Genomic DNA, 17,112 nt, shown 5'->3' with positions numbered 1-17,112 from the left:
CGTACTCTTCGGGCGAGGATGCATCACGCACCCTCGCCCGAAGATATCGAACTTGATCAGCCGCGAGGCTTCTCGATCAGTTCCGTCGTCTCGATCTCGTCACCGATCTGGATGTCATTGAACTTGCCGAGGCCGATACCGGCCTCGTAGTCCGTACGCACCTCGGTGACGTCGTCCTTGAAGCGACGCAGCGACTCGATGGCCAGGCCATCTGCGATGACCACACCGTCTCGGATGACGCGAGCCTTGGCGTTTCGCGTGATCGTTCCCGATCGCACGATGACACCGGCGATGTTGCCGAACTTCGAGGAGCGGAACACCTCGCGGATCTCGGCGACACCCGACTGGACCTCTTCGTACTCCGGCTTGAGCATGCCCTTGAGCGAGCTCTCGACCTCGTCGATCGCGTTGTAGATCACCGAGTAGAACCGGATGTCCACACCCTCACGCTGAGCGCGCTCGCGCGCCTTCGTGTCGGGGCGGACGTTGAAGCCCACGATGATCGCGTTGTCGATCGTCGCGAGGTTGACGTCGGACTCCGTGATCGCACCGACACCGCGGTGGATGATGCGGAGCTGCACCGAGTCATCGACCTCGATCTTGAGCAGCGACTCCTCGAGTGCCTCGACGGCACCGGAGACGTCACCCTTGATGATGAGGTTGAGCGACTCGACCTTGCCCTCTTCGAGAGCACGGGTGAAGTCCTCGAGCGAGATGCGCTTGCGGGCCTTGGCCAGCTGGGCGTTGCGCTCGACTGCTTCACGCTTCTCAGCGATCTGACGGGCCATGCGGTCTTCTTCGGTGACGATGAAGACATCGCCTGCACGCGGCACCGAGTTCAGACCCTGCACCTGCACCGGACGCGACGGGTAGGCCTCGAGGACCTGCTCGCCGTTCTCGTCTGCCATCGCACGCACACGGCCATAAGCCGTTCCTGCGACGATCGCGTCACCGATCCGAAGTGTTCCGGACTGGATCAGCACCGTGGCGATGGAGCCGCGGCCCTTGTCGAGCTTCGCCTCGATGGCGACACCGCGAGCGGCCTTGTTCGGGTTGGCCGTGAGGTCGAGACCCGCGTCGGCGGTGAGCAGCACCGCGTCCAGGAGTTCCTGGATTCCGGTGTTCGCCCGAGCCGAGACGTCGACGAACATGACGTCTCCGCCATACTCCTCTGCGACCAGACCGTACTCGGTGAGCTGCTGACGCACCTTGGCCGGGTTGGCGTCGGGCTTGTCTACCTTGTTCACCGCGACCACGATCGGCACGTTCGCCGCCTGGGCGTGGTTCAGCGCCTCGACCGTCTGGGGCATGATGCCGTCGTCGGCTGCGACCACGAGGATCGCGAGGTCCGTGACCTGCGCTCCACGAGCACGCATGGCGGTGAACGCCTCGTGACCCGGGGTGTCGATGAAGGTGATGGCACGCTCGATGCCCTCGTGCTCCGTCCACACCTGGTAGGCACCGATGTGCTGCGTGATGCCGCCGGCCTCGCCGTCGATGACGTTGGTCTGGCGGATCGCGTCGAGCAGCCGGGTCTTACCGTGATCGACGTGGCCCATGACCGTGACCACGGGAGGACGGATCTCGAGGTCGTCCTCGCTCTCCTCCTCCAGCTCCTGCTCGAGGTTCAGACCGAAGCCCTCGAGGAGCTCCTTGTCCTCGTCCTCGGGCGAGACCATCTGGATCTTGTATCCGAGCTCCTCGCCGAGCACCTCGAACGTCGCCTCATCAAGCGACTCGGTGGCCGTGGCCATCTCGCCGAGGTTGAAGAGGATCGTCACGAGGGTTCCGGGCTGAACCGTGTAGCCGGTCAGCGTCTCGATCTTGTCGGCGAAGTCCGCGATCGACGCACCACGGCGCATGCGGATGATCTCCCCGTTGCCGCGGGTGACGTTGACGCCACCGACGACCGGGGCGCTCCGCATCTCGAACTCTTGCCGCTTCGCCCGCCGCGACTTGCGCTGCTTGCTCTTGCCGCCGCCCTTGCCGAAGGCACCTGCGGTACCTCCACCAGGACCACGGCCGCGACCGCCGCCCCCACCGGGGCGACCTGCGAACCCACCGCCGGGACGAGCACCGGGACCGGCACCGGGTCCACCGGCACCGCCGGGACGACCGGGGCCGCCGGGACGCTGCTGGAACGGTGCACCACCGGGACGACCACCCTGACCGCCGCGCGGAGCGCCGGGACGGGGAGAACCGGGACGAGGCGCACCGGGACGCGGGGCACCGGGGCGCGGAGCCTGCGGACGCGGGATGTTGCCGGGAGTCGGGCTCGGCCGCTGGCCCATGCCCTGCGCCGAGGCGAAGGGGTTGTTGCCGGGACGAGGACCTGCCGGACGCTGGCCCATGCCCTGCGCCGACGAGAACGGGTTGTTGCCCGGACGCGGTGCGCCGGGCTTCGGTGCGCCGCCGTCGTTCGACTTGGGCGCAGCGGATCCGGACGTACCCTCGGCCGAAGCAGCAGGCTCGGCCGGAGCTTCAGCGGCCGGGGCGGGAGCCTCAGGAGCCGGAGCGGCAACGGGCTCTTCCGGCGCGGGGGCCGGCTTGGGTCCGGGCTTGGGCCCGGGAGTCGGTCCACCCGTCTTGGCGGCACCGGGCTTCGCGGCACCGGGCGTTGCAGCACCGGGCGTCGCAGCACCGGTCTTGGCCGCACCGGGCTTGGCGGCACCGGGCTTGGCGGCACCGGGCTTGGCCGCAGCGGGAGCCGTGTCAGCGGATGCCTTCAGCGAGGCGTCCGACTCGATGGCAGCGCGAAGCTTGCGCGCCACCGGCGGTTCGATGGTCGAAGAGGGGCTCTTGACGAACTCTCCGAGTTCCTTGAGCTTTGCAAGTGCGATCTTGCTGTCGACGCCGAGTTCGGCGGCGATCTCGTGTACGCGTGGTTTACCAGCCACAATTCTCCTGTCTGGGGTCGGTCCACCCAGACAGGGCAGACCACTAGTCGCGGACGGGTCTCATTTCGAGCCGTTCACTTTGTTTCCATAGCCGTTCAGCCTTTGTTTCTTGGTGGGTATTGTTCGATGATCCGCGTATCCAGATTGCCGGATGCGCGAAGTGCTCGGCCGAAAGCTCGGCGCCGCAGAGCGGCATCCATGCATTCCGGTGTCGGATGCACCCACGCGCCTCGCCCTGGCAGGACGCTTCGCTCATCGATGATGAGGATGTCGTCTTGGGACACCACTCTGAGAAGAGCGGCGCGGGGAGCACGCGTGCGACAGCCGACGCACGTTCGTACGGGTTCCATCTTACACCTGTGTTCCCGTCCGACTCGCGCGACGGGCGCGAGTCGGACGTGACGAGCGGTCAGTCCAGGACGCTGTCGGGCTGGATGTCGATCTTCGCGCCGGTGAGCTTCGCAGCCAGACGAGCGTTCTGACCCTCCTTGCCGATGGCGAGGGAGAGCTGATAGTCGGGCACCAGTGCACGCACGGCCCTGGTGTTCGCATCGAGGATGAACGCGCTGGTCACCTTGGCCGGCGAGAGGGCGTTCGCGACGAAGGCGGCGAGCTCCGGATCGTGATCGACGATGTCGATCTTCTCGCCTGCGAGCTCCTCGGTGACGGCGCGCACGCGACGCCCCATCTCACCGATGCAGGCACCCTTGGCGTTGATCGCCGGGTCGTTGGCGCGGACGGCGATCTTGGTGCGGTGTCCGGCCTCGCGGGCCAGCGAGACGATCTCGACGAGACCTGCGGCGATCTCGGGCACCTCGAGTGCGAAGAGCTTGCGAACGAGCCCGGGATGTGTGCGCGAGACGGTGATCTGCGGCCCCTTGAGGCCCTTCGCGACGCTCGTCACATACACGCGCAGACGCGAGCCGTGGGTGTACTCCTCGCCCGGCACCTGCTCCTCGGGAGGAAGGATCGCCTCGACAGCTCCGAGGTCGACGTGGATCATGCGAGGGTTCGGCCCCTGCTGGATCACGCCGGCGACGATGTCGCCTTCCTTGTCCTTGAAGTCGCCGAGCACCACGTCGTCCGCGATGTCGCGCAGACGCTGGCTGATGACCTGCTTCGCGGCGAAGGCGGCGATCCGGCCGAAGTCATCCGGCGTGGCATCCTCTTCCCCGATGATCGCGCCCTGTTCGTCCTTGACGACCTGCAGCACGGCGACGTGCCCGGTCCGACGATCGAGCTCGACGCGGACACCCTCGGGTGTGGCGCCCTCTGCGGAGACATGCTTGGAGTAGGCGGTCAGGATGGCCTGCTCGATGATCGAGACCAGCTCGTCGAAGGGGATCGCCTTCTCCTTCTCGATCCCACGCAGCAGACTCAGTTCGATATCCATGACGACTCCCTATTCAGCTCTCGTCGCGCGGGTGTGCACGCGCGACATCCGTACCACGATACCCTGTGCCCACCGCCGGTCGCCACGAGGCGGCTGCACCGATGCGGTGCCCAGCGTGCAGGAGGACTCAGTGACGACGTACGACACCATCGTGATCGGGGCGGGGATGTCCGGGGTGACGGCGGCTCGCATGCTCGCCGATGCCGGAGCGGACGTCATCGTCCTCGAGGCGAGGGATCGCATCGGCGGCCGGATGCACACCGATCGCACCGCAGGATTCCCCGTCGATCTCGGCGCGTCGTGGGTGCACGGCATCGAGGGCTCCGCGCTGTGGGATCTCGTGCAGGCTCTCGAGATTCCGACGCTCGAATACACCGTCGGCAGTTTCCAGGCCGGAGGGCGGCCGATCGAGAACTTCGACGGCGACGGCAGGCCGATGGATGCCGCCCGCACGTCCCAGTGGGTCGCCGAGGTCGAGGAGGCCGATCGCCTGCTGGTCGACGAGATCGAACGTTCCTCCCCCGGCGACACCTATCTCGATGTCACCGAGCGCGCGCTCGACCGCACCGGCTTCGATCCTGAGCGCATCGACGAGATCCGGGAGTTCTTCCGCCATCGCGTCGAGGAGCAGTGCGGAGCGTGGATCGGCGACCTCGACGCGCACGGGCTCGACGAGGACGCGATCGACGGAGATGAGGTCATCTTCCCCCGCGGGTACGACGAGCTCCCGAGGCGCATCGCCGCCGGACTCGACATCCGCCTGAGCCAGGCGGTCACCCGGATCGCGCGCACGGATGCCGGAGTCACGGTGTCGACCGAGAACGGAGAGTTCTCCGCACGAAGCGCCCTGGTCACCGTGCCGCTCGGCGTGCTCAAGGCGGGGTCGATCGACTTCACCCCTCCCCTGCCGGAGGCTGTCGCCGGGCCGATCGAACGACTGGGCATGGGGGTCTTCAACAAGATCTTCATCCAGTTCCCGGAGCGCTTCTGGAACGAGGACAGCTACGTGCTGCGGGCACTCGGCGAGGCCGGCGAGCACTGGCACTCCTGGTACGACGTGTCAGCCGTCAGCGGACTTCCCACCCTGCTGACTTTCGCGGCCGGTCCGTTCGGCCGCCGGATGCAGGAGCTGTCCGACGACGAGATCGTCGCGGATGTCGTGCGCGCTCTTCGCGACCTCTACCCCGATGCCGTCGGCGAACCCACCGCTCACTGGGTCACCCGTTGGGGGCACGACGCGTTCTCGAACGGCTCGTACTCGCATCTCGCGGTCGGGTCGTCGCACCACGACCACGACGAGCTCGCGGGACCGGTCGACGCGGTGCTGCATTTCGCCGGCGAGGCGACGTGGGGAGACGAGCCGGCGACAGTGGGGGCGGCCTTCTATTCGGGCCACCGCGCGGCCGAGAGGATCCTCGGCGGCTCCGTGGATCTCGCCCGGTTCGCCGCTGGGATCAGAGCGCGGGAGCGGACTCCAGCGAGTTGATCGCGCCGATCAGGCGGAACAGACTGCCGACCTGACGCTGATCGAGGTGCAGGGCCAGTCGCGGAAGATGCAGCACGTCATCGTCGGCGACCTCGGGCGACCGCGGAGCAGTCCTCTCGATACGTCCGCTCGCCAGCATCCCGGCGAACTGCTCGTTGAGCTGCCCCACCTCGGCATCAGACGGCTCGGCTCGGAGGCGGAGCACCAGGGTGTCTCCGAACCACCGCAGTGAGTCGTAGTTGCGCCAGAACCCTGCGATCACGGAGGCGGCCGACTCGACGGAGTCGGTGATGACGACGCGGTCGAAGTCGCCCTCGGAGATCACGCCCGTGGGCGCCAGATCTTCGTCGATGAACCGCTTGAGACCGTTCCAGAAGGTGCCGCCTGGCTCGTCGAGCAGGACGATCGGCGTCGGCTCGGCCTTGCCCGTCTGCTGCAGCGTGAGCAGCTCGAACATCTCGTCGAGCGTGCCGAACCCGCCAGGCAGGCAGATGAAGCCGCTGGACTCCTTGATGAGCATCAGCTTGCGGGTGAAGAAGTACTTCATCGCCACCACGTGCTCGCTCGCCGCGATCAGGCTGTTGGCCTTCTCTTCGAACGGAAGCCTGATCGACACCCCGAGTGAGAGCGCCGGGCCTGCCCCCTCCGCCGCAGCCTGCATGATCCCCGGGCCTGCCCCGGTGACGACCATCCACCCATCCGCTGCCAGAGCGGCGGCGACGTCACGGGCCTGCACGTAGAGCGGATCATCGTGCCGGGTCCGAGCCGAACCGAAGACCGTGACCTTGGGCACGCCCTCGAACGGAGCGAACAGCCGGAAGGCGTCTCGCATCTCGGCGAGAGCGGCGGAGGCGATCTTGAGGTCGAGACGGTCGGTGTCGTCCTCACCCAGCAGCACTGCGGTGCGCATCATGCGCATGACCAGCCTGCGGTCGGTCTTCACCCCGGCTTCGTCGAGGACGTTGTTGATCTCGGCGCTCAGCGATTCCGGCAGCGGTTCGTCGGTCATGCCCTCAGCCTGTCACGAGGGCGTGTCGGCCGGGTCTACGCAACGCCGCTGTGATCATCCTCATCGCGCGGTGTCAATACCCGTGCGCACGGACGTCATCCGAGGCACAGTGTCGGCATGACTGAGATCACTGGACCGGAAGCACTCGCACGCGTGACCGAGCTCGTCGAGGACATCGACTTCACGATGCTGACGACGACGGACGACGACGGCAACCTGGTGAGCAGACCGATGTCGACCAGGCAGATGGACGATGCCGGAGACATCTGGTTCTTCACCGCGGAAGACACGGAGAAGGTGGAAGAAGCACGAGCCCACCATCAGGTCGGCCTCTCGTATTGCGATGCCAAGGGCATGCGATATGTCTCGGTGGCCGGGAACGCGTCCGTGGTGCACGACCGCGCGAAGATGGAGGAGCTCTACTCGCCCTCGCTCGACATCTGGTTCGAAGACGGACTCGACACCCCCGGCATCGCACTTCTGAAGGTGACGCCGACGGTGACCGAGTTCTGGGAGCCTGCCAAGGGCAAGATCGCGATGGCGGCCGGGGCGCTCAAGGCACTCGTCACCAAGGACACGCCCGACGACGACATCATGAATCACGGTCGCATCGTCTGCTGACCGACGGCTCGCCCCCGGACAGACGGAAATGCCGCGCACCTCGGATGAGGTGCGCGGCATTCTCCGTCCGCGCTCAGCGCCGGGACAGCTGCTGCACGGCCTCTTCGACCGACACCGCTTCGCGGTCACCGGTGCTGCGATCCCACAGCTCGACCCGGCCGTCGGCAGCACCACGGCCGACGATGACGATCTTCGGCACGCCGACGAGCTCCGCGTCACCGAACTTCACTCCGGGCGACACCTTCGGACGGTCGTCGTAGAGAACGTCGAGGCCCGCAGACTCGAGTTGCGCCGAGAGCTCGGTCGCCACGTCGAACCCCACCTGATCGCGGCCGGCCGCGACGACCTGCACATCGAACGGCGCGACGGATGCCGGCCAGATGAGACCCTTCTCGTCGTTGTGCAGCTCGGCGATGATCGCGAGGATGCGCGTGATGCCGATTCCGTACGAACCCATCGTGACCGTGACGAGCTTGCCGTTCTCGTTCAGCACCTTGAGGCCGAGGGCCTCGGCGTACTTGCGGCCGAGCTGGAACACGTGGCCGATCTCCATGCCGCGAGCCAGTTCCACGGGTCCGGAACCGTCGGGAGCGGGGTCGCCCGCCCTGACGTTCGCGATCTCGATGATCCCATCCGAGAAGAAGTCCCGACCGGCGACGACCGAATGCGCGTGCTTCTGGTCGACATTCGCGCCGGTGATCCAGCTGGTGCCCTCGCTCACGCGGGGATCGACCAGGTAGCGGATGCCGGTCGCCGACTCTTCGCCGAGCACAGCGCCGGTGGGCGACCAGGGCCCGATGTAGCCCTTCACGAGCAGCGGGTTGTTCTCGAAGTCGTCCGCCGTGGCGGTCTCGACCTCGGCGGGCGCGAACGCGACCTCCGCGCGCTTCTCGTCGACCTCGCGGTCACCCGGAATGCCCACGACGACCAGCTCGCGCGTTCCGTCGAGGTGAGTCAGTGCCAACACGACGTTCTTGAGGGTGTCGGCAGCGGAGTAGTCGCCCTCGAGGTGCTCGTTCGCGTGGGCGACGAGCGTCTCGATCGTCGGCGTGTTCGGCGAATCGAAGATGACAGGGGATGCGTTGGCATCGAAGGCGACGGCGTCGGGCACCGCCGTCGTGAACGCCTCGACATTGGCGGCGTAGCCGCCGGCGCTCCGCACGAACGTGTCCTCACCCACGGGGGTCGGGTGAAGGAACTCCTCGCTGCGGGAACCGCCCATCGCCCCGGCATCCGCCTGGACGATCACGTACTCGAGACCGAGGCGCTGGAAGATCCGCTCGTACGCATCGCGCTGTGCCTGATAGCTCACATCGAGTCCGGCATCCGAGGAATCGAACGAGTAGGCGTCCTTCATCGTGAACTCGCGACCGCGGAGCAGGCCGGCACGCGGGCGTGCCTCATCGCGATACTTGTCCTGGATCTGGTAGATCGTGAGAGGCAGATCCTTGTACGACGAGTAGAGGTCCTTGACGAGGAGCGTGAACGCCTCTTCATGGGTCGGTGCGAGCAGGTAATCCCCGCCCTTACGGTCCTGGAGGCGGAACAGCAGGTCGCCGTATTCCTCCCAACGTCCCGTCGCCTCGTACGACTCGCGAGGCATCAGAGCCGGAAAATGCACTTCCTGCGCACCTGCGGCGGCCATCTCCTCGCGGACGACGGTCTCGATCTTGGCCTTCACGCGTAGTCCGAGCGGGAGCCACGCGAAGATACCGGCGGCCTGCGGTCGGATGTATCCGGCCCGGATCAGCAGCCTGTGGCTCGCGACCTCTGCGCCTGCAGGGTCTTCACGGAGCGTGCGGAGGAAGAAGTTCGATAGACGAGTGACCACCGGGCAAGTCTACTGACCGGTGGTCACCCGTTTCGCGCCGCGTCAGTTGAGCGCAGGGAGGCCGTTCGGGATCACGCCGCCCGCATACAGGCTGGCGGCAAGTTCCTGAACAGCGGTGAGCGCCACACGCTGCGGGAGCGGTCCGTACGAGATGCGGGCGACGCCAAGCTTCTCGTACTCCGAGGCGGCGAGGGTTCCAGGGAGCCCGATCACGCTGAGCTTGCCTTCACCGAGACCCTCGACGAGCTGGCGGGTGATGTTGGCGTCGAGCATTCCGGGCACGAACACCGCGGTGGCTCCGGCATCGAGGAACGCCCGGCCGCGCTGGATCGCATCCGCGACGCTTTCCGCGACAGGGCGGTGGCCGGCGCGGACGAAGGCATCGGTGCGCGCGTTGAGCGCGAACGGCACGCCCTCGGCCTCCGCTGCCTTGACGATGGCCTCGACTGCGGCGACGGATTCGTCGAACGGCTTGAGGCGGTCTTCGATGTTTGCTCCGACCACGCCCGCGCCGATCGCCAGGCGAGTGGTCTCCCCTGCGTCGCCGTATCCGTCATCGAGGTCGGCGGTCACCGGGACCGAGACGGAGGCCGCGATGCGACCCACCATGTCGATCATGATGTCTCGGGAGATCGTGCCGTCCTCGAAACCGAACGAGGCGGCGATGCCGTGACCGGCAGTCGCGATCGCCTTCGTCTCGGGAAGCTTCGCGACAGCGCGGGCTGACACGACGTCCCACACATTCACGACGCGGAGGATCTCCGGGGCTTCATAGAGTCCGATCAGGGTCTTGGCCTTCGCAGCAGTGGTCATACCCCCACGCTAACGCCCAGTATTCCGGTCTGGGTCGGACGGACACGCGAATCACAGGTTCCGAGGGGTCGCAGCGCATCGCGGACACTCCGCCTCCTCTCCCGTGTGCGCCTCCACCGCTGCTCAAGACAGCCAGCCGCCGGCCCTCTGAGGAGTTCCGGGCAACCCGGCTCGGGGGCGACGGCTGTCTCGTCCGCGGCGTCATAGTGTGGGGGCATGCCTCAGCGCCGATCGCACGTTGCCCCGTCAGCCGCGCAGACCGAGCTCGCCGCAGCGCTCGCCGCGCTGAGAGAGTCCCTCGACGCGCCCACGGACTTCCCCGCCGCTGTCGTCGCCGAAGCTGAGGCCACGAAAGCGGCGACTCCCGAGCTCGATCTGCGCGACATCCCCTTCGCGACCCTCGATCCGCTCGGGTCACGTGACCTCGACCAGGCGTTCCACCTCGAACGCGATGGCTCCGGCTTCGCAGTCCGCTACGCGATCGCCGACGTCCCGGGGTTCGTTGCGCCCGGCGGAGAGGTCGACACGGAGGCTCGGCGCCGCGGCCAGACACTGTACGCCGCGGACGGGACGATTCCCCTGCATCCGAAGATCCTCAGCGAGGACCGCGCATCGCTCCTGGCCGATGTGGATCGCCCTGCCCTGGTCTGGACGTTCGCGCTCGACTCCTCGGGCACCGTCACGGACTTCCGCCTGGAGCGGGCGCTGGTCCGTTCCCGCGCCCAACTGGACTACGTCAGCGCCCAGGCCGCACTCGACAGCGGCGAAGGCGGTCCCGCGGCGCTGTTGCCGGAGATCGGCGCATTGCGGATCGAGCAGGAGAAGATCCGCGGCGGCGCGAGCCTGAACCTCCCGGACGAGGAGGTGACCAGAGCGGCCGATGGCAGCTACGCGATCGAGCGCCGCCATCCTCTTCCCGTCGAGGAGTGGAACGCCCAGCTCTCCCTCATGACCGGTATGGCGGCGGCGTCGCTGATGCTGGACGCCGGCACCGGCATCCTTCGAACCATGCCGCAGCCCGACGAGAAGGCCTTCGACGCGTTCCGCCATCAGACCGAGGCTCTCGGACGACCGTGGACGACGGGACGATACGGCGACTATCTGCGTGACCTGGATCGCGCCGACCCGATGACCCTGCCCGTTCTCGAGGCAGCCGCGACCCTGTTCCGCGGCGCCGGCTACGTGACTTTCGACGGCTCCGCCCCGAGCGACGCACAACAGGCTGCGATTGCGGCGCCCTACGCCCACGCGACCGCTCCCCTACGTCGACTCGTCGATCGCTGGTCTCTCGAGATCTGCCTCGCCGTGTCGGAAGACCGGGACGTGCCCGGCTGGGTTCGCGAGTCGCTGCCCGACCTCCCTGCGCTGATGCAGAGCTCCGGGCAACGCGCGTCCAGACTCGACTCGGCGACGATCAACTGCGTCGAAGCCGCACTGCTCACGCCTTTCGTGGGCCGGACGGTCGAGGCGACCGTGATCGAGATACGCGGTGAGCGCGCGACGGTCCAGCTCGCCGACCCTGCTGTGACCGCGTCCGCCCCTGTACCCGCCGGCACGGTGCCCGGCGGACGTGTCTCCTTGCGCCTCGTCAGCACCGACGTCGCCCGAGGCGAGATCGAGTTCGCGATCTGACCCCTAGGCTCTGCTCCATGCCCACATCGCCCTACGTCAGCGGGATCCGCGAACGCATCGGTCACGATCTCCTGCTGCTCCCCGCGGTCACTGCCGTCATCCGGCGAGATGACCGCTTCCTGCTGTGTCGGCGGGTGGACTCGTCGGAGTGGGGTCTGGTCGGCGGCGGGGTCGAACCCGGTGAGGATCCGAAGGATGCCGTGCTGCGCGAGGTGCGCGAAGAGCTCGGGATCCGTGTCGGCATCGATGGTCTCGTCGGAGCGTACGGCGGCGAGGAGCTCCTCGTCCGATACGCCAACCACGACGTCGTCAGCTACGTCACGACCGCGTTCCTCTGCTCGATCCCGGATGGCTCACCCCTGGTCTTCGCCGACGGAGAACTGGCCGAGACAAGGTGGTTCGCGCTCGACGAGATCGCAGCGTTGCGACGTGATCGAGCCATCGACCGAATCCTCGGAGATGCGGTCGACCTCGCCCGGGCTCCCGCCGCGACCCCGATCGTCGAGAAGGCTGAAGATCGCACTGTCGGGGTGGACCACTTCGCCGTCGCAGCACGATTCGTCACCGCGCGCTTTCCCGGCGCCGGCGTGGCCATCGTGGCCGGAAGCACAGCACGCGGCGACCGCACCGCGACGAGCGACATCGACCTGCTGCTGGTCGGCGATCGGCTCTTCGATGTCGAAGGGCAGACGAGCGAAGCCTCGACGCACGAGTTCGAGGGCGAGATCTTCGAGGTCTTCGCATACACGCCGACGGGGTTCGACGAGTGGGCGGCACGAGGCATCGCGCAGCATCGACCGGTGACGGTGCACATGCTGGTCGACGGCACCGCGATCAGAGACGATGGCCGACTGGCATCACTCCGCCAGCAGTGGCGGAGCGTGCTCGACTCAGGGCCATCGCTCAGCGCGAGTGAGTCCGCGTTCCGTCGCTACGTCATCACCGATGTGCTCGACGATCTGGCGGACGCGACAGACCCTCTCGAGCAGCGTGTGGAGGCATCCGTCGTGTTCGAGCGGATCGCAGAGCTCATGCTGCTCACCGAGGGGCGGTGGATAGGGACGGGCAAATGGTTGCCGCGACGCCTCCGCGAGCTGAGCGTCGAGAGAGCGGACCGCTTGACCGTCCCTCTGCTCGAGAGCGACTACACGACCTTCGCGGCCCGCGTCTCGGATGAGCTCGAGCGCGCCGGCGGTCGAGTGCAGTCCGGCTTCGTTCGCTGAGCGGACTCAGACCGCGGGAACGGCCTTCGTGGTCATCACCAGCAGCTGCGGATCCGTCAGGTCGAGCGAGACCGAGATCGAGACGAACTCGGAGAGAGACTCCACGTGCGTTCCGCCGCAGAGGATCTCTGCGGCGCCCTCCGGGAGTTCGCAGTGCCAGCTGCGACGATCCACGATCGCCGGGCCTTCGGGCGCCACGCGGCTCGCCGCACCGGAGGAGACCCACGTGGCCAGCTGCGCGTTGATCGCCGTTTCCCGCTCTCCGAGCGTCGCCACGAAGGTCTCTGTGTCGAATCCGGACCTGCGCAGGCTCTTGCCGAGGCGGTACTCGTCGACCGCGCCGTCTTCATGGATGCGGCTGGACTGGTTCGCCCTGGCCTCGAAGTTCGGGTTGCCCAGGGCATCCGCACCGGGATCCTTGCGCCACAGATCGGCGAGAGCGATGTCCAACGCCAACGACGCCAGGTGGCACGCGGTGTGGCCGCGGCTGAGGCCTGCCCGTCGTGGGGCGTCGACCGACAACTCGACGCGTGCCCCCTCGACCAGCCAGGATGGAGCGTCGCCGTCGATCGGGTGACCGGCGAGCCACGTCCATCCTTCGACGCCGCGCTTGACCGGGATGTCGGCTCCGACCGCGAACTGGCCCTCGTCCGACACGGCGGCCATCACGGCCTCGGCGACACGGACGACGTTCCCTTCGGCAGAGAGCTCGCCTGTGTCTCCTGGCTGGTCCGGCCAGGTGTGGTCGACCGGGTGGAACGGGGTCGCGTCGACCACGACGATCGTTCCCCGCGATGATGTCTCGACCCGCGAGACAGTGCTCGACCCTCTGAGGTCGCCTCCGGCGAAGGACACGATCGTGGACGACGGCATGGAACTCCTCATGTCGGATCGACGGGGTCGGTCAGGCCGTGACGACCTGCGCGGTGCCGAGCGGCGCCTCAGGCCCCATCTCAGCGGCGATGCGGTTGGCCTCTTCGATCAGAGTCGCGACGATGTCGGCTTCCGGCACGGTCTTGATGACCTCGCCCTTGACGAAGATCTGGCCCTTGCCGTTACCGGATGCGACACCGAGGTCAGCCTCACGCGCCTCGCCCGGGCCGTTCACGACGCAGCCCATGACGGCCACTCGCAGCGGGACGGTCATGTCCTTGAGCCCCTCGGTGACGTTCTCGGCGAGCGTGTACACGTCGACCTGGGCGCGTCCGCACGAGGGGCACGAGACGATCTCGAGCTTGCGCTCGCGGAGGTTCAGGGACTGCAGGATCTGGTGACCGACCTTCACCTCTTCAGCCGGCGGCGCTGACAGAGACACACGGATGGTGTCTCCGATGCCCTCACCGAGCAGGATGCCGAATGCCGTGGCGCTCTTGATCGTGCCCTGGAACGCGGGGCCCGCCTCGGTCACACCGAGGTGCAGCGGCCAGTCGCCCCGCTCGGCGAGCTGACGGTAGGCCTTCACCATCACGATCGGGTCGTTGTGCTTGACCGAGATCTTGAAGTCGTGGAAGTCGTGCTCCTCGAACAGCGAAGCCTCCCAGACGGCGCTCTCGACGAGGGCCTCAGCGGTCGCCTTGCCGTACTTGGTCAGAATGCGGCGGTCGAGCGAGCCCGCATTGACACCGATGCGCAGCGAGACGCCCGCAGCCTTGGCGGCCTCGGCGATCTTGCCGACGTTGCCGTCGAACTCACGGATGTTGCCCGGGTTCACCCGAACTGCACCGCAGCCCGCGTCGATGGCGGTGTAGATGTAGCGCGGCTGGAAGTGGATGTCGGCGATGACGGGAATCTGGCTCTTCATCGCGATGATCTTCAGCGCGTCGGCGTCGTCCTGATGCGGGACGGCGACGCGGACGATCTCGCATCCGGATGCGGTCAGCTCCGCGATCTGCTGGAGAGTCGCGTTGATGTCCGTCGTCTTCGTCGTCGTCATGGACTGGACGGTGACGGGGGCGTCGCCGCCGACGAGCACCTTGCCCACCTTGATCTGGCGAGACTTGCGGCGCGGGGCGAGGACTTCGGGGATCTTCGGCATCCCAAGATTCACTGCTGGCACAACCCCCAGCCTACGCCGCCTGCATGCACGCAGGCTGGATGCCGCACGGCGAAGACGCGCGTCACACGGCCGGGGCGGCGGTGCGCGGTGTGATAGTTTTCAGCCCATGCTCGCGAACTTCACCTGGTGGCCCGCCTCTTAGGCGGTGTGTTCGCGTTCCCACGAATCCAGACCGCCTCCGGGGCGGTCTTTTCGTTGAGCCGAGCCGGAGCCATGCACAGGAGACACCGATGACCCTCTCACGTCTTTCCGAGCTCACCGCAGATCCCGCGGCGTCGTTCGTGCTGATCGCCCGAGACGGCGCCGACACCGTCGAGCTGCTCACCGGCGAGGTCGTCGATGTCGAACTGCTGGCTGACATCCCGCTGTCGATAGACGGCATCCCCCGCGAGATCTTCACCATGGTGCCCTACCGGCAGGTGCGCGAGCGCGGCTTCGTCGCCCAGGATGACGGCGCGCCCCTGCGCTGCATCGTGGTCGATGAGCACCTCCACCTGCCCACGTCTGCGCTGCTCGCCGAGCTTCCGACGGATGCCGTGCCGCTGAGCGACGGCGGCTTCGACATCGCCGACGACGAGTACGCAGGGATCGTCGAGACCGTGATCGCCGACGAGATCGGACGCGGTGAAGGCGCGAACTTCGTGATCCGTCGCGACTTCACCGCCGAGATCGAGGTCGACGACCGAACCGCCGCGCTCACCTGGTTCCGGGCTCTTCTCGCGCACGAACGAGGCGCTTATTGGACCTTCGCGGTGGTGACACCCGGGCACATCGCGGTCGGCGCGAGTCCTGAGGCGCACGTCGTCGCGCGGGGCGGCGTCGTCACGATGAATCCCATCTCGGGGACGTTCCGCCATCCTGCGGGGGGAGCCACGAGAGAGACGCTCGTCGACTTCCTCTCCTCGACCAAGGAGACCGAAGAGCTCTTCATGGTGGTGGACGAGGAGCTCAAGATGATGAGCGCCGTATGCTCCGACGGCGGACGCATCACCGGCCCGCATCTGAAGGAGATGTCGCGCCTCACCCACACCGAGTACATGCTCCGCGGGCGCAGTGCGCTCGACCCCCGCGACATCCTGCGCGAGACGATGTTCGCGCCGACCGTGACCGGCTCGCCGATGCAGAACGCATGCGCGGTGATCCGTCGCCATGAGAAGAAGCCGCGCGGCTACTACTCGGGCGTCGCCGCCCTGTTCACTCCGAACGACGCCGGAGGGCACGACCTCGACGCACCGATCCTGATCCGCACCGTGTATCTCCAGAACGGCTCGCTCAGTGTGCCCGTGGGCGCGACGCTCGTGCGCCACTCGGACCCGCACGGCGAGGTGTCGGAGACCCACGGCAAGGCCGCAGGCGTGCTCGGCGCCATCGGGGCGATCGATCGCGACAGCGTCGCCGAGGCGCGCGACGATGCCGACGCGCCGGGCGAACGGCTGCCCCTCGCCGACGACCCCGCGGTCGCTGAGCTCCTCTCCTCGCGCAATGCGCGCCTGGCCGACTTCTGGCTGAATCCGCAGGGTGACGATCTGACCGGGCCCTTCGCCGGGCGCTCGGCGATCGTCGTCGATGCGGAGGACCGCTTCACCACGATGCTCGCTCACCAACTGCGCCACCTCGGACTCGATGTCACGATCCGCGCCTGGAGCGACGTCGACGACGCCGAGCTCGACGCGGCCGACCTCGTGGTCGCCGGCCCGGGACCCGGCGACCCCCGCGACGTCGAGAGCTCTCGGATCACCAGGTTGCGCGAGGTCGTGTCGCGACGTGTGGACGCCGGGTCGCCGCTGCTCGCCGTGTGCCTCAGCCACCAGATCCTCAGCGATCGCCTCGGCATCGCCCTGACGCCCCTCGCCGCGCCGCATCAGGGGCTGCAGAAGTCGGTCCCCGTGTTCGGCGAGGACGCCTCGATCGGCTTCTACAACACCTTCACGGCCAGGGTGACCCCCGGCACGACGTCGACGGGAACGGTCGAGGTGTCGGCCGACCCTGAATCAGGCGACGTCTACGCGCTTCGCGGCAAGCGCTTCGCATCGGTGCAGGGCCACCTGGAGTCGATCCTGTCGCGCGACGGCATCCGCACTCTCGAGCGTCTGGTCTCGCACGCGCTCGCCTGATCCCAAGGCGGATGCCGTCGCGACCCGCCCGTCCAGC

13 protein-coding genes are annotated in these 17,112 nt (G+C 67.5%); 5 read left to right on the top strand and 8 right to left on the bottom strand.

Features of this window, described 5'->3' with window-relative positions; all coding sequences use genetic code 11:
- Nucleotides 1-56: 56 nt before the first annotated feature.
- The 3 genes from infB to nusA form a co-directional block, all read right to left on the bottom strand.
- Nucleotides 57-2,897 carry a translation initiation factor IF-2 gene (gene infB, locus ASF87_RS13310; protein WP_056376589.1) on the bottom strand — a complete coding sequence of 947 codons (2,841 nt, stop codon included), beginning with the start codon at nt 2,895-2,897 and terminating at the stop codon, nt 57-59.
- A gap of 95 nt (nt 2,898-2,992) precedes the next feature.
- Nucleotides 2,993-3,247 carry a YlxR family protein gene (locus ASF87_RS17530; RefSeq protein ID WP_079112655.1) on the bottom strand — a complete coding sequence of 85 codons (255 nt, stop codon included), beginning with the start codon at nt 3,245-3,247 and terminating at the stop codon, nt 2,993-2,995.
- Nucleotides 3,248-3,306: 59 nt separating this feature from the next.
- Entirely contained in the window at nt 3,307-4,290 is a 984-nt protein-coding gene (nusA, locus tag ASF87_RS13305; protein WP_056376588.1) for a transcription termination factor NusA, read from the bottom strand.
- Between the two features lie 130 nt (nt 4,291-4,420).
- Here nusA and ASF87_RS13300 point away from each other — a divergent pair, with 130 nt between their 5' ends.
- The gene (locus ASF87_RS13300) at nt 4,421-5,776 is read left to right on the top strand and encodes a flavin monoamine oxidase family protein (protein WP_082508922.1); all 1,356 of its coding nucleotides are present in this window, start codon (nt 4,421-4,423) and stop codon (nt 5,774-5,776) included.
- Here ASF87_RS13300 and ASF87_RS13295 read toward each other — a convergent pair.
- A complete protein-coding gene (locus ASF87_RS13295) occupies nt 5,745-6,785 on the bottom strand; it encodes a TIGR00730 family Rossman fold protein (RefSeq protein WP_056376587.1) in 1,041 nt (346 codons plus the stop codon). The genes ASF87_RS13300 and ASF87_RS13295 overlap by 32 nt on opposite strands.
- A gap of 117 nt (nt 6,786-6,902) precedes the next feature.
- Here ASF87_RS13295 and ASF87_RS13290 point away from each other — a divergent pair, with 117 nt between their 5' ends.
- Entirely contained in the window at nt 6,903-7,406 is a 504-nt protein-coding gene (locus ASF87_RS13290) for a pyridoxamine 5'-phosphate oxidase family protein (protein WP_042541827.1), read from the top strand.
- Between the two features lie 73 nt (nt 7,407-7,479).
- Here ASF87_RS13290 and ASF87_RS13285 read toward each other — a convergent pair whose 3' ends face one another.
- A complete protein-coding gene (locus ASF87_RS13285; RefSeq protein ID WP_056376586.1) occupies nt 7,480-9,237 on the bottom strand; it encodes a proline--tRNA ligase in 1,758 nt (585 codons plus the stop codon).
- A 42-nt stretch (nt 9,238-9,279) separates the two neighbouring features.
- Nucleotides 9,280-10,050 (bottom strand): isocitrate lyase/PEP mutase family protein, encoded by a 771-nt coding sequence (locus ASF87_RS13280; RefSeq protein ID WP_042541829.1) that lies wholly within the window; start codon nt 10,048-10,050, stop codon nt 9,280-9,282.
- Between the two features lie 216 nt (nt 10,051-10,266).
- Between ASF87_RS13280 and ASF87_RS13275 the strand changes: the two genes are divergently transcribed.
- Nucleotides 10,267-11,682, top strand: coding sequence for an RNB domain-containing ribonuclease (locus ASF87_RS13275; protein WP_056376585.1), 1,416 nt, complete (start codon nt 10,267-10,269; stop codon nt 11,680-11,682).
- A gap of 17 nt (nt 11,683-11,699) precedes the next feature.
- Nucleotides 11,700-12,905, top strand: coding sequence for an NUDIX domain-containing protein (locus ASF87_RS17525; protein WP_082508921.1), 1,206 nt, complete (start codon nt 11,700-11,702; stop codon nt 12,903-12,905).
- A 6-nt stretch (nt 12,906-12,911) separates the two neighbouring features.
- Here ASF87_RS17525 and ASF87_RS13265 read toward each other — a convergent pair whose 3' ends face one another.
- A complete protein-coding gene (locus ASF87_RS13265; RefSeq protein ID WP_056376584.1) occupies nt 12,912-13,778 on the bottom strand; it encodes a hypothetical protein in 867 nt (288 codons plus the stop codon).
- Nucleotides 13,779-13,809: 31 nt separating this feature from the next.
- Nucleotides 13,810-14,940: a flavodoxin-dependent (E)-4-hydroxy-3-methylbut-2-enyl-diphosphate synthase gene (gene ispG, locus ASF87_RS13260; protein WP_042541832.1), complete on the bottom strand. Its 1,131-nt coding sequence runs from the start codon at nt 14,938-14,940 to the stop codon at nt 13,810-13,812.
- Nucleotides 14,941-15,191: 251 nt separating this feature from the next.
- On the opposite strand from ispG, the gene ASF87_RS13255 reads away from it, so the two are divergent.
- The gene (locus ASF87_RS13255) at nt 15,192-17,075 is read left to right on the top strand and encodes a chorismate-binding protein (RefSeq protein ID WP_056376583.1); all 1,884 of its coding nucleotides are present in this window, start codon (nt 15,192-15,194) and stop codon (nt 17,073-17,075) included.
- Nucleotides 17,076-17,112: the final 37 nt, after the last annotated feature.

Origin of the sequence: Microbacterium sp. Leaf161, assembly GCF_001423645.1 — a bacterium.
Classification (GTDB): Bacteria; Actinomycetota; Actinomycetes; order Actinomycetales; family Microbacteriaceae; genus Microbacterium; species Microbacterium forte.
This window is presented reverse-complemented; position numbering and strand designations above follow the sequence as displayed.

Bases quoted from the DNA above. Each gene is read 5' to 3' on its own strand.
- ASF87_RS17530 (WP_079112655.1), bottom strand. From the start codon at position 3,247: ATGGAACCCGTACGAACGTGCGTCGGCTGTCGCACGCGTGCTCCCCGC.
- nusA (WP_056376588.1), bottom strand. From the start codon at position 4,290: ATGGATATCGAACTGAGTCTGCTGCGTGGGATCGAGAAGGAGAAGGCG.
- ASF87_RS13295 (WP_056376587.1), bottom strand. From the start codon at position 6,785: ATGACCGACGAACCGCTGCCGGAATCGCTGAGCGCCGAGATCAACAAC.
- ASF87_RS13290 (WP_042541827.1), top strand. From the start codon at position 6,903: ATGACTGAGATCACTGGACCGGAAGCACTCGCACGCGTGACCGAGCTC.
- ASF87_RS13280 (WP_042541829.1), bottom strand. From the start codon at position 10,050: ATGACCACTGCTGCGAAGGCCAAGACCCTGATCGGACTCTATGAAGCC.
- ASF87_RS13275 (WP_056376585.1), top strand. From the start codon at position 10,267: ATGCCTCAGCGCCGATCGCACGTTGCCCCGTCAGCCGCGCAGACCGAG.
- ASF87_RS17525 (WP_082508921.1), top strand. From the start codon at position 11,700: ATGCCCACATCGCCCTACGTCAGCGGGATCCGCGAACGCATCGGTCAC.
- ASF87_RS13265 (WP_056376584.1), bottom strand. From the start codon at position 13,778: ATGCCGTCGTCCACGATCGTGTCCTTCGCCGGAGGCGACCTCAGAGGG.
- ispG (WP_042541832.1), bottom strand. From the start codon at position 14,940: ATGCCGAAGATCCCCGAAGTCCTCGCCCCGCGCCGCAAGTCTCGCCAG.
- ASF87_RS13255 (WP_056376583.1), top strand. From the start codon at position 15,192: ATGACCCTCTCACGTCTTTCCGAGCTCACCGCAGATCCCGCGGCGTCG.